This is a genomic window from Plantibacter sp. H53 (assembly GCF_001650455.1).
In the GTDB taxonomy this organism is placed as follows: Bacteria; Actinomycetota; Actinomycetes; order Actinomycetales; family Microbacteriaceae; genus Plantibacter; species Plantibacter flavus_A.
On record NZ_LWCT01000001.1, the window covers coordinates 110,482 to 121,998 of the forward strand.

General features: G+C 69.1%; 10 protein-coding genes. 6 read left to right on the forward strand and 4 right to left on the reverse strand.

Going from position 1 to position 11,517, the window contains the following annotated elements; genetic code table 11:
- The first annotated feature begins 64 nt into the window (after positions 1–64).
- The gene (locus A4X17_RS00510) at positions 65–1,771 is read left to right on the forward strand and encodes a glycoside hydrolase family 13 protein (protein ID WP_064293708.1); all 1,707 of its coding nucleotides are present in this window, start codon (positions 65–67) and stop codon (positions 1,769–1,771) included.
- A 5-nt stretch (positions 1,772–1,776) separates the two neighbouring features.
- Here A4X17_RS00510 and A4X17_RS00515 read toward each other — a convergent pair whose 3' ends face one another.
- The 3 genes from A4X17_RS00515 to otnK are packed head-to-tail and all read right to left on the reverse strand — an operon-like array spanning position 1,777 to position 4,554.
- A complete protein-coding gene (locus A4X17_RS00515; protein WP_064293873.1) occupies positions 1,777–2,571 on the reverse strand; it encodes a DeoR/GlpR family DNA-binding transcription regulator in 795 nt (264 codons plus the stop codon).
- 34 nt (positions 2,572–2,605) lie between these two features.
- On the reverse strand, positions 2,606–3,292 hold the full coding sequence (locus A4X17_RS00520) for an aldolase (RefSeq protein ID WP_064293709.1): 687 nt from the start codon (positions 3,290–3,292) through the stop codon (positions 2,606–2,608).
- Complete coding sequence (gene otnK, locus A4X17_RS00525) at positions 3,289–4,554, reverse strand: 3-oxo-tetronate kinase (protein WP_064293710.1); 1,266 nt, start codon at positions 4,552–4,554, stop codon at positions 3,289–3,291. Before otnK ends, A4X17_RS00520 begins: the two co-directional genes overlap by 4 nt.
- A 164-nt stretch (positions 4,555–4,718) precedes the next feature.
- Between otnK and A4X17_RS00530 the strand changes: the two genes are divergently transcribed.
- The 5 genes from A4X17_RS00530 to A4X17_RS00550 are packed head-to-tail and all read left to right on the forward strand — an operon-like array spanning position 4,719 to position 10,642.
- Entirely contained in the window at positions 4,719–6,098 is a 1,380-nt protein-coding gene (locus A4X17_RS00530; RefSeq protein ID WP_064293711.1) for a hypothetical protein, read from the forward strand.
- Positions 6,095–7,036 (forward strand): amidohydrolase, encoded by a 942-nt coding sequence (locus A4X17_RS00535; RefSeq protein ID WP_064293712.1) that lies wholly within the window; start codon positions 6,095–6,097, stop codon positions 7,034–7,036. The genes A4X17_RS00530 and A4X17_RS00535 overlap by 4 nt, the downstream gene beginning before the upstream one ends.
- 45 nt (positions 7,037–7,081) lie before the next feature.
- Positions 7,082–8,395, forward strand: coding sequence for an MFS transporter (locus A4X17_RS00540; protein WP_064293713.1), 1,314 nt, complete (start codon positions 7,082–7,084; stop codon positions 8,393–8,395).
- The gene (locus tag A4X17_RS00545; RefSeq protein ID WP_064293714.1) at positions 8,392–9,702 is read left to right on the forward strand and encodes an MFS transporter; all 1,311 of its coding nucleotides are present in this window, start codon (positions 8,392–8,394) and stop codon (positions 9,700–9,702) included. The genes A4X17_RS00540 and A4X17_RS00545 overlap by 4 nt, the downstream gene beginning before the upstream one ends.
- Positions 9,695–10,642 carry an amidohydrolase gene (locus A4X17_RS00550; protein WP_231884248.1) on the forward strand — a complete coding sequence of 316 codons (948 nt, stop codon included), beginning with the start codon at positions 9,695–9,697 and terminating at the stop codon, positions 10,640–10,642. The genes A4X17_RS00545 and A4X17_RS00550 overlap by 8 nt, the downstream gene beginning before the upstream one ends.
- Here A4X17_RS00550 and A4X17_RS00555 read toward each other — a convergent pair.
- Positions 10,612–11,436, reverse strand: coding sequence for a hydroxypyruvate isomerase family protein (locus A4X17_RS00555; RefSeq protein WP_064293715.1), 825 nt, complete (start codon positions 11,434–11,436; stop codon positions 10,612–10,614). The genes A4X17_RS00550 and A4X17_RS00555 overlap by 31 nt on opposite strands.
- Between the last annotated feature and the right edge of the window lie 81 nt (positions 11,437–11,517).

Here is an 11,517-nt window from a genome sequence, read left to right on the forward strand (position 1 = left end):
CCGTCCGACCGACCGACAGACACCGGACCCATCCACCACGAGAAAGCCCGAGGACCACGCCGTCATGACCAACGCACTACTCGTCGACACCGACACCGACACCGAGTCCGCCGACGCCCGGCGGACGGCCGACGCCACTTGGTGGCGTCAGGCCGCCGTGTACCAGATCTACCCGCGGAGCTTCGCCGACGCGGACGGGGACGGTCTCGGCGACCTGCCGGGCATCCGCTCCCGGGTCGACTACCTCGCCGAGCTCGGGATCGACGCGATCTGGCTCAGTCCGTTCTATCCCTCGGCGCTGTCCGACGGCGGGTACGACGTCGCGGACTACCGCGACGTCGACCCGCGGCTCGGCACACTGGAGGACTTCGACGAACTCATCGCCGCACTGCACGAGCGCGGTATCCGGGTCATCGTCGACATCGTGCCGAACCACACCTCGGATCTGCACGCGTGGTTCCAGGAGGCGCTCACCGCCGGTCGCGGGTCGGTGGCTCGCGACCGGTACGTCTTCCGCGAGGGGAAGGGCGCATCAGGCGAGGAACCGCCCACCGACTGGGAGTCGGTCTTCGGCGGCCCCGCCTGGGAGCGGGTCGAGGACGGCCAGTGGTATTTCCACAACTTCGCCACCGAGCAGCCGGACCTCAACTGGGACCACCCCGAAGTCCGCGCCGACTTCCTGAAGACCCTGCGGTTCTGGTCGGATCGCGGCGTGGACGGTTTCCGGATCGACGTCGCACACATGCTCACGAAGGATCTCTCCGAGCCGCTGCCGAGTCGCGCTGAACTGGATCTCATGCCACAGGACGGCAATCATCCGCTGCTCGACCGCGACGACGTGCACGAGGTGTACGCCGAGTGGCGGCGGGTGTTCGAGGAGTACGACCCGCCGCGCACCGCCGTCGCCGAAGCGTGGGTGGGTTCGCCCGAGCGTCGGGCGAAGTACGCATCGGCGGACGGGCTCGGCCAGGCCTTCAACTTCGACCTGCTCGAGGCGGACTTCGAAGCCGCCGAGTTCCGCACGGTCATCACCGACAACCTGGCGCAGGCGGCGGAGACGGGGTCGTCGACGACGTGGGTGCTGTCCAACCACGATGTGACCCGTCACGCCACGCGGTACGGACTCCCACCCCTGGCCGGGCGGCCGGTGAAGCAGGGCACCGAGTGGGTCGCGGCGGGTGGTCCCGAGTCCGACGTCGATCGCGACCAGGGCCTCAGACGCGCCAGAGCGGCGACGCTCCTGCTCCTCGGGCTTCCTGGGAGCACCTACCTCTACCAGGGCGAGGAACTCGGTCTGCAGGAGGTCGCCGCGATCACCGCGGAGCAGCGCCAGGACCCCGCGTTCTTCCGCGGCGGCGAGTACGACGGGCTGGGTCGCGACGGCTGCCGCGTACCGCTGCCCTGGTCGGCGCAGGGTCCGTCGTTCGGATTCGGAGGTGCGGTCGCGCACCTGCCGCAACCGACCTGGTTCGCCGAGTACGCGGTCGATGTCGAGGCTGCGGATCCGAACTCGACGCTCTCGCTCTACCGTGAGGCACTCCGGCTGCGACGACTGCTGCAGACCGAGGAGCGCCTCGAGTGGATCGAGACGGGGCGGCCGGACGTCGTCCGATTCGTGCGGCCGAACGGTTGGCAGGTCCTGACGAACTTCGGGACCGAGCCGTTCCCGCTCGAGGCGGAGCACGACGCCGTCGTGCTGGGCTCCCTCCAAGCCGGTGCGGTCCCGGGGGAGTCCACCGTGTGGACCATGCCCGGCGTCCTGTCGAAGTGACGTGGTCAGTCGACGCGTCGGACCGTCACCCCGAGCGATTGGATGCCCGATGCGACGTTCGGGCTGAGACCCGAGTCGGTGACGATGAGGTCGAACCGGGAGAGGTCGACGACCTTGTACTTGGCGAAGGAACCGTACTTGGAACTCCCGGCGACGAGGACGTTCTCGGACGAGACCGACATGGCCGCGTGCTTCACCTCGACCTTGGACTCCGCGGGAGTGGTCAGCCCGCGCTTCAGGTCCCACGAGCTCGTGGAGACGAAGGCCACGTCCACGGCGAGCTGACGGATCATCTCCGCGGCGAGCCGCCCGACGGTGGACTGGTTCGCGAGATCGACGCGACCCCCGACGCTGATGAGTTCGATGGACGGGTGGTCGATGAGCTCGCGCACGATCGCGAAGTCGTTGGTCACGACGGTCAGATCCCGGCGTACGGCGAGATGCGGCACCATCGCGAGCATCGTCGTGCCGGCGTCGAGGTAGATCGTCGACCCGTCGGTCACGAGTTCCGCGGCCGCCGCGGCCATCGCGCTCTTCTCGCCGGCGTCGACCAGCGCCTTCTCCGCGTGGCTCGGCTCGGCGAGGAGACGACTGGCGATCTTCGCACCACCCGGGACGGAGAGCGCGCGGCCCTCCTCCTCGAGCGCCGCGACGTCGCGCCGGATCGTCATGTGGCTGACCTCCAGCAGGCTCGCCAGCTGGGGGAAGCTCAGGACCTGCTCGCGTCGCAGGTGTTTGACGATGAGCTCGCGTCGCTGCTCGGGGATGAGATGGGCGAGATCTCCGGTGTCGGTGGTCATCGTCTCCTCGTCATCCGTCGGCGTGCGGTCCACGTTATCGGCTGTCGGGCGTCCACGACGATCCGAAGCGTGCGGTGAGGTCCGCGATCTCCGCCTCGTCGAGCAGGCGACGTCGCTGACCGGCGGTCATGAGGGTGATACGTGACGCCTCCTCGACCTCGATCGCCGCGTCGATGGCGGTGGCGAGGTCGCGTCCGCTCGTGAGCTGCCCGTGGTTCTGCAGCAGCGCAGCGTGGAACGGGAACGTGAGGGCGGTCAGGAGATCGGCGAGTTCCGGCGAACCCGGCGCGCGGTAGGGGACGAGCGGGGTCTGGCCGGCGCGCATGACGAAATAGGGAGTGAGCGGCGGGAGCGCGCTGTGCGGAGCCCACGGCTCGAGGCAGGAGGCGGCGACGGCCTGCGGCGAGTGGACGTGCACGATGGCGCGATGCTCCGGGTTCTTGCGATAGAGCGCGAGGTGCAGCGACGCCTCCTTGGAGGGCTTGTCGCCGCCGACCCATTCGCCGTCGGCGTCGAGCACCGCGAGCCGGTCCGGGTCCAGTGCGCCGAGAACGGCACCACCGGGCGTGATGAGTATGGTGCCGTCGGTCGCGCGAGCGCTGAGGTTGCCGCTGCTGCCCGGGCTGAGCCCGGCGGCGACGACGGCGGCGCCCGCGGCGACGAGGTCGGACGCGAGCTGGGTCCTGGTGGTGGACACGGGATCGTGGAGGCCGAGGCTCATGCGTGCAGTTCCTTCCAGGCGGCGGAGAAGAGGTCCTCGTCACCGAAGTTCCCCGATTTCAAGGCGACGTTGACGGCGATGCCGGTACCGGCCCGATCGGTGACGCCCGACGCCCAACAGACCCCGGCAGCGATGCGCGGTCCGATGACGAGTTCGTCGAGGCCGAGTGCCGACACCACGGCGCCGGAGGTCTCGCCACCGGCGACGACGAGCCGGGTGAAGCCCGCCTCCGCGCCCACGAGACGCACGGCGAGCGCGGACAGCAGCCGTTCGACCGCCGCGGCGGCCTCGGGGGAGGAGACCACGTCCGCGGGATCGGCCACCGCGTGGACGAGCACCGGGCCGTCCTCGGGCTGTTGCACCGCCCAGGCGGCGATCGCGTCGAGCTCGCCGTCGGGGTCGGTGGCGAGCGCTCCGACATCGACCTTCCGGTGCGGCATGCGCTCTGCGGCGTGCCTGACCTGGCCCTGGGTCGCGCTCGAGGCGCTCCCGGCGAGGATGAGCCGGCGGCCGGCGGTCACCGCCATCGGCGCGGCGGACCGCGGCGCCTGCGGTTCGAGCCCGAGAGCGAGACCGGACCCGCCGGAGATGAGTCGTGCGTCGGCGGTCGCTGCCGCGATGGTCGAGAGGTGGTGGTCGGACGTCGCGTCGACGACGAGGTAGTCGGCGTCGCTGGCCGCGATGGCCTCGAGCAGCGCTCCTGCGCCGGCGTCGACGGTCGCGGTGTGGATCTCGGCGATCGTCCGGGTGGTCTGCGGGCGCAGCAGCTCGGAGACCCGTGACCGTGTCATCGGGGTGAGAGGATGCGTGCGCATGGACGAGTCCTCGAGCCGGACGCCGTGCACCTCCAGGATGCCGTCGCGGACGGTGCGCCCGTTGTCGGGGAAGGACGGGACGACGACGGTCCGGTCCATCTCCAGGGCTTCGGCGAGTGCATCCAGGATCGGTCCGATGTTGCCGGCGTCGGTGGAGTCGAACGTCGAGCAGTACTTGTCGTAGATGCGTTCCGCGCCGAGCGTGCGCAGCGCTCCGAGAGCCCGCAGTGAGGCGTCGACGGCCGCCGACACGGGGGCGGTCCGCGTCTTCAACGCCACGACGACCGCCTCGTACTCGCTCAGGCGTGCGCGCACGCTCGGATCCTGTTCGATGGCGTCGAGTCCGCGCTCGGTCACGACGACCACGTCGAAGCCGTGTCCGGCGAGGTTGGTCGCGAGGTCGGTCGCTCCCGTGAAATCGTCGGCTATACCGCCCAGGTGGGTCATCCGGTGCCTCTCGTCCTCCGCGCGGTGGTGGGTTGGTCACGGCCCGCGTCGGTGTGAATATCTGTGTCGATAATTGACAATAGTATAAATCAGTCATAGTTTGTGTGAATCGATGTGAAGCGTGATGTTCGCGCGACGTCGTTCAGAGAGGAACCCGACACACGATGTCTCACCCAGCAGCTTCCACCATCACGAAGACCGACGGCGGACCCATCGCGGTCGCCATCACGGGCGCGAGCGGTGGGTTCGGTCGGACCTTCCTCGCGCAGCTCAAGCGACTCGAGACCATGCGCGCCTCCGTTCTCGTGGACCTCGACCTCGAAGCGGCGTCATCGCTGCTGAACGAGCTCGGGTACCCGGACACCTCCTGGTCGATCTGTCGCGATGCGGTCGAGGTGTCCAACGCCGTCGCGGGCGGCCGGCTCGCGCTCGTCGACGACATCGAGCTCCTCACCGCGGAGGCGTATGACGTCCTCGTCGAGGCCACCGGCAGCACCCGGGCCGGGTTCACGTTCGCCGAGCGTGCCATCGATCAGGGCCGGCACGTCATCATGGTGAGCAAGGAGGTCGAGAGCCTGTCCGGGGTGTACCTCGCCGACCGGGCGAAGCAAGCCGGAGTCGCCTACCTCCCTGGAATGGGCGACCAGCCTGCGAACCTGCTCGCGCTGCTCGGATGGGTGAAGGCCGTCGGCCTGCCGGTCGTCGCGGTCGGCAAGTCCAGCGAGTACGACCTCGTCTTCGATACATCGACCGGTGTCGTCCGTCAGCTCGACGCCGAGCTGCACGCGCCGGAACTCGCCGAGCTGCTCACCCTCGGTGACGACCGCACCGCGACCCTCGACGCCCGCGCGAAGGCGGTCGCCGGGTTCAAGCGGGCGGCCGCGGCCGACTCCTGCGAGATGGCCGTCGTCTCCCAGTACTCGGGACACGTGCCCGACGTCGAGACCATGCACTACCCCGTCGCCCGGCCCGACGAACTGGCCGACGTCTACGCCCTCCGCGAGCACGGGGGACTCCTCAGCCGGACCGGGGCCGCGGACGTCTTCAGCATGCTCCGGCTCCCGGGCGAGGCCAGTTTCGCCGGGGGTGAGTTCGTCATCGTCGAGACGGGCGACGCCGTCACCTGGGAGACGCTGCGGCAGAAGGGGCACGTCGTGAGCCGCGACGGACGATACGCCTGCATCTTCTCGCCATACCACCTGATGGGCGTCGAGACCCCGCTGTCCGTCCTCGAAGCGGTGTCCGGACACCGCGTGCCCGCCGAGCCTCGGCAGTACTCGACCCTCACCGGCCGTGCCGAGCGCGACCTCCCCGCGGGCGCGGCGCTCCAGGTCGCCGGGCACCACCACGAGATCGACGGCGTCGCACCCGTGCTGCGGGCGACCGCCGACACCGCTCCCGACGTCGCGCCGTTCTACCTCCTCGACCGCACCAGGCTCGTCCGCCCCGTGGCGGCCGGCGAACTCATCACCCTGCAGGACATCGACGGGTTCGACCAGCGCCTCTGGGACGCCTTCGCCGTCGGCCGGGAGCTCGGCGCATGACGCATGTCGACCCGCGCGGAATCCGCATCCTCGACGCGCACCACCACTTCTGGGACTTCGAGGGCCCCGGCTACTACCCCTGGCTCCAGGGTGAGTACAACGACCGGTTCTTCCTCGGCGACTACACGGGGATGCTCCACACCTTCCTGCCCGCCCAGTACCGGGAGGCGACAGCGGGGTATCGCGTCGTCGGCACGGTGCACGTCGAAGCCGAACGCTCCCGCGAGCAGGAGGTCGACGAGAGCCGGTTCCTCGACCGCCTGCACCGCGAGGACCCGAGGTTCCCGGCCGCCGCCGTGGCCCACGCGTCGCTCGCACGCCCGGACCTCGGCGACGTGCTCGCCGAGCACGCCGAGATCGGGCTCATCCGAGGCATCCGCTCGAAGCCCGTGACCTCGGCCACCGCGGCGGAAGCCGAGACGATCGCCGGAACTCCGGGGACGATGCAGGACCCCGTGTGGCTCGCCGGTCTCGCCGAACTCGAGCGGTACGGCTTCTCCTGGGACCTCCGGGTGCCCTACTGGCACCTCGCAGAGGCCGCGGACATCGTCCGCGAGCTGCCCGGGATCCCCGTGATCGTCAACCACTGCGGGCTGCCGCTCGACCGGTCCGAGGCCGGACTCGACGTCTGGCGCCGGGGCATGCGTGCGCTCGCAGCCCTGCCCAACACCACGGTCAAGGTGTCCGAGCTCGGCTTGCCGCGCAACCGTTGGGAGCGCGAGTCGAACGAACGCGTCGTCGCGGAGACCGTCGAGGTCTTCGGAGTCGACCGGTCGATGTTCGCTTCGAACCTCCCGGTCGCCACGCTGACCGCTCCGAGCTTCGGCGAGGTCGTCGACACCGTCCTCAGTGGTCTGTCGGGCGCCTCTGACGACGATCTCGACCAGCTCTTCGCCCGGACGGCAGCGCGGGTGTACCGCGTCCCGCTCGACGACTGACCCGCACCACCACCCCCGATCCGCAGCAACCCGAAGGACCACCCCATGGGCGTCAACGACGACAAACTGTTCCGCAAGATCGCATTCAGAATCCTCCCACTCGTGATGATGGGGTTCTTCCTCTCCTATCTCGACCGCGTCAACGTCGGCTTCGCGAAACTCGAGATGTCCTCGGACCTCGGTTTCTCCGACGCCGTGTACGGCCTCGGAGCCGGCGTGTTCTTCATCGGCTACTTCATCTTCGAGATCCCTTCGAACCTCATCCTCGCGAGAGTCGGAGCGCGCGTGTGGATCGCGCGCATCATGATCACGTGGGGGATCATCTCCGGTCTGATGTTCCTCGTGGACTCCGAGTGGATGTTCTACCTCATGCGCTTCCTCCTGGGTGTCGCCGAGGCCGGCTTCATCCCCGGGGTGCTCTTCTACATGGCGCAGTGGTTCCCGGCGAGCCGCCGGGGCCGCGCCTGGGGCGTGTTCTACCTCGCCCTCGCGTTCTCCGGGGTGGTCGGCGGACCGCTCTCCGGGATCATCCTGAACAGCACACATCTGGCGCTCGACCTGCAGGGCTGGCAGTGGCTCTTCATCATCGAGGCGGTCCCCACGGTCATCCTGGGCTTCGTCATCCTGAAGTTCCTCCGGGAGGACCACCGGACCGCGCCGTGGCTCGACGACGCCGAGAAGGCCCGCCTGAGCGAGATGCTCGAAGCGGAGCGTCCACCCGCAGGGCACACCCCCCTGCGCGACGTGTTCCGCAGCCCGATCATCTGGCTCCTCGCGCTCATCTACTTCTCCTACAACTTCGCGCTGTACGGCATCAGCTTCTGGCTCCCCAGTCTCATCCAGGGCCTCGGCGTCGAGGGCACGCTCCAGATCGGCTTCATCTCGGCCATCCCGAGCATCGCCGCGATGGTGGCGATGGTCGTCTTCGGCTTCAGCTCAGACCGTCACCAGGAGCGCAAGAAGCACATCGCCGCGGCCTTCGGGTTGAGCTTCATCGGCTTCGCGATCTGCGTGATCGCCGGTCCGAACCCCGTGCTCGGCATCATCGGCCTCAGCCTCGCCAACGCCGGCGCCCTCGCGATCCCGGCGATCTTCTGGAGCTTCCAGACCGCCATGCTCACCGGCACCGCTCTCGCGGGCGGCATCGCGCTCATCAACTCGACCGGGAACCTGGCCGGCTTCGCCGCGCCGTACCTCATCGGCTTCGTCCGAGACGCCACCGGGAGCCCGAACATCGCCCTGGTCGTCTCGGCCGGCTTCATGGTCCTCGGCGCGGTCCTCGTCCTCACCGTCCGCTCGGCCCGCCGCGGCGACGCCCAGATCCCCAAGCTCGTCACCGTCGAAGGAGACCGTCCATGACCGCCGACAGCCGCCGAACCGCGAACGCACCCGATCAGCAGCGTGGTGGCGGTCGAGCGACCAACATCCGCTGGAGCGTCGTCGTCGTCCTCTTCCTCTTTTACACGATCAACTCGATCGACCGGAGTTCGCTCGGGGTTGCGATGCCGAGCATCGTCGGGGAGTTCGAGCTCACCCCGACGATGCAGGGCGTCATCCTCAGCGCATTCTTCTGGACGTACTGCCTCATGCAGATCCCAGGCGGTCTCGCCGCGGACCGCTTCGGTCCACGGCGGATCATCGGCATCGCCTCGGCCGTCTGGGGCACCTTCACCGCGTTCGCCGGGCTCGCTGTGAACGGGGTGATGCTCATCCTCGCGCGCCTCGGACTCGGTGCCTTCGAGGCGCCGTACATGCCAGCGGCATCCAAGCTCGTCTCGAACTGGATGCCGCCCAAGCGTCGCGCGTCCGGCGTCACGCTCATCGACTCCGGCGCACCACTCGGTGCGGCCTTCGGCGGTCTGCTGGTCGCCTGGCTCATCACCGCGACCGGCTCGTGGCGGTGGTCGTTCATCATCATCGGCGTCTCCACGGTCGTCATCGGGTTCTGCGTGTACCTGTACATCCGCAACCTGCCGAGCGAGCACCGTCTCGTGAACCGCGCTGAAGTGGACCTCATCACGGTCGCCGGTGGTCCAGAGGACGAGAAGCCCGGCGTGACCCGGGGTAACGCGACGGCGATGGTCATCGGCCGTTTCGGTTGGGCGATGGTGTTCTGGGGCCTCGTGACCTGGGGACCCAGCTACCTGAGCAACGCCCGTGGGCTCGACCTCCAGGCGATGGGCTTCGCGACCTTCCTGATCTTCCTCTGCGGCGCCCTCGGGGAGATCCTCAGCGGGTTCCTCGCGGACCGGCTGCAGCGGGTCTTCAGCCGGAACCGCTCGTTCAAACTGCTCTTCGGTGGCTCCGGCGCGCTCAGCCTCATCGCGTTGATCTCGCTCCCGTTCGTGACCGACGCAGCACTCGCGGTCACCCTGCTCTGCATCGGGGTCTTCTTCAACCTCTTCGGCGGTCTCTACTGGACCATCCCGGCGATGCTCGCGAAGAAGGAGAAGGTCGGACTCGTCGGCGGGGTCATGAACTTCGCCGGCACGTCTGCCGGCATCGTCGTGCCGATCGTCGCCGGAGTCCTGCTCGACGTCACCGGTGGCTACACCGCGGTGCTCGTCTTCCTCGCCATCGCAGCCGCGGTCTACCTCGCGGCATCGCTCATGATCAACTTCTCCGGGGTCGCGAAGCCGACGCCGGCGGAGCCGGCTCGTGCCTGAGTCGTCGGGTCTGGCGGCCGCCCGGTACGCAGGCCCCGTGATCGACGCGCACCACCACGTGTGGGACCTCGAGCGGAACCGGTACCCGTGGCTGCTGCCCGACGTCCTCGTCCCGCATCGCTACGGCGACTACAGCGCCGTCAAGCGGAGCTACCTGCCCGCCGACTACCGGCAGGACACGGCCGGTCTCGGCGTCGTCGCGAGCGTCTACATGGAGGCCGAATGGAACCCGGCGGATCCGCTGGGCGAGACGCGCTACGTCGAGGAGCTGTCCGCCGAGGGCGGCGTACCGGGCGCGATGGCCGCGCAGGCGTGGCTCGACGCTCCGACGGCCGCCGAGGTCGTCGCCGCCCAGGCGGCCTCGCCGATCGTCCGCAGTGTGCGTCACAAGCCCGGGGGACCGGCCACCGCCGACGAGGCGCGGCTCGGTGGTCGGACGCTCCTGAGCGACCCGCTGTGGCGGCGCGGGTACGCGGCTCTCGCGACGCACGGTCTCCACTTCGAACTCCAGACGCCCTGGTGGAACCTCCACGAGGCGGCGGACCTCGCCGCCGAAGTGCCCGAGACACTGATCGTCGTCAATCACGCGGGCGTCCTCCTCGACCGCGAACCGGCCACGGTGGCCGGCTGGCGTGAGGCGATGGCCGGACTCGCGGCGCACGCGAACGTCGTCGTGAAGGCGTCCGGGCTCTGCGTCGCCGGGGTCCCGTGGTCGAGCGAGCTCGTGCGTGAGCCCCTGCTCACGCTGGTGAAGCTCTTCGGCGCCGATCGGGTGATGTTCGGCAGCAACTTCCCGGTCGACGGGATGTTCACCGACTACGCGGGGCTCCTGGACGCGTACCTCGACAGCGCCGCGTCACTGTCGGCGGCGCAGCAGCGGGCGATCTTCCACGACACCGCGGACCGCGTCTACGCCCCGGATCGCATCGCCGGGGCCTGAGCCTCGCGCAGCTCGGTGAGCCAGGCCAGGCTCTCGCTTGTCGTGGTCGTCGGTCGGTACTCGCACCCGACGAACCCGTCGTACCCGCTGGCCTCCAGCGCGGTGAAGAACGCGTCGAAGTCGATCGTCCCGGAACCGGGCTCGCCGCGTCCCGGGCTGTCCGCGATCTGGACATGGCCGATGCGATCGGCCCACGCCACGACGTCTTGCACCACGTCGGCGCCGTTGTTGTGCAGGTGGTAGGCGTCGAAGAGCAGACGCACCGCGGGGTGGTCGACTCGATCGATCACCTCCAGGGCCTCGTCGATCGTCGTCACCGGGTAGTCGCCGTTCTCGCCCCTCGTGAGCGGCTCGACGAGGATCCGGACGCCGAGCGGATCGAGGCGCTCGGCGACACGACCCAGGTTCGCGACGGCGGTGGCGAGTTGGATCTCGTGCGAGACGCCTGCCGGCCGGACGCCGTAGAGCGCGTTGACCGCACGACACCCGGTCGCCTCGATGATCGTCGCCACCACGTCGACGGTGTCTGCGACGAGCTGCTCGGTCCCGGGGTGCGACACCACGCCGCGGTCTCCGGCGGGCATGTCGCCGGCGTACAGGTTGATCGCCCGCAGCGAGACCTCCGCCCGCTCGATCGCAGCGAGGAAGGCCTGGAGCTCCGCCTCCTCGGGGACGGGTGTTGCGAACGGCCACCAGCACTCGACGTCGACGAACCCGACGGCCTTCGCAGCGGCGAACCGCTCGAGGAACGGCACCTCGGTGAACAGGATGGACAGGTTTGCGGAGAACTGCATTGTTCGTTCCTTTTCGATCGGGGTGCTTGACACCAGTTTGGTATATCGAAATACTCGAACGCAACGCCGGGGCGATGGAGC

Coding starts and splice junctions, on each gene's coding strand:
- A4X17_RS00510 (WP_064293708.1), top strand. CDS start 65: ATGACCAACGCACTACTCGTCGACACCGACACCGACACCGAGTCCGCC.
- A4X17_RS00515 (WP_064293873.1), bottom strand. CDS start 2,571: ATGACCACCGACACCGGAGATCTCGCCCATCTCATCCCCGAGCAGCGA.
- A4X17_RS00555 (WP_064293715.1), bottom strand. CDS start 11,436: ATGCAGTTCTCCGCAAACCTGTCCATCCTGTTCACCGAGGTGCCGTTC.
- A4X17_RS00545 (WP_064293714.1), top strand. CDS start 8,392: ATGACCGCCGACAGCCGCCGAACCGCGAACGCACCCGATCAGCAGCGT.
- A4X17_RS00535 (WP_064293712.1), top strand. CDS start 6,095: ATGACGCATGTCGACCCGCGCGGAATCCGCATCCTCGACGCGCACCAC.
- A4X17_RS00520 (WP_064293709.1), bottom strand. CDS start 3,292: ATGAGCCTCGGCCTCCACGATCCCGTGTCCACCACCAGGACCCAGCTC.
- otnK (WP_064293710.1), bottom strand. CDS start 4,554: ATGACCCACCTGGGCGGTATAGCCGACGATTTCACGGGAGCGACCGAC.
- A4X17_RS00530 (WP_064293711.1), top strand. CDS start 4,719: ATGTCTCACCCAGCAGCTTCCACCATCACGAAGACCGACGGCGGACCC.
- A4X17_RS00540 (WP_064293713.1), top strand. CDS start 7,082: ATGGGCGTCAACGACGACAAACTGTTCCGCAAGATCGCATTCAGAATC.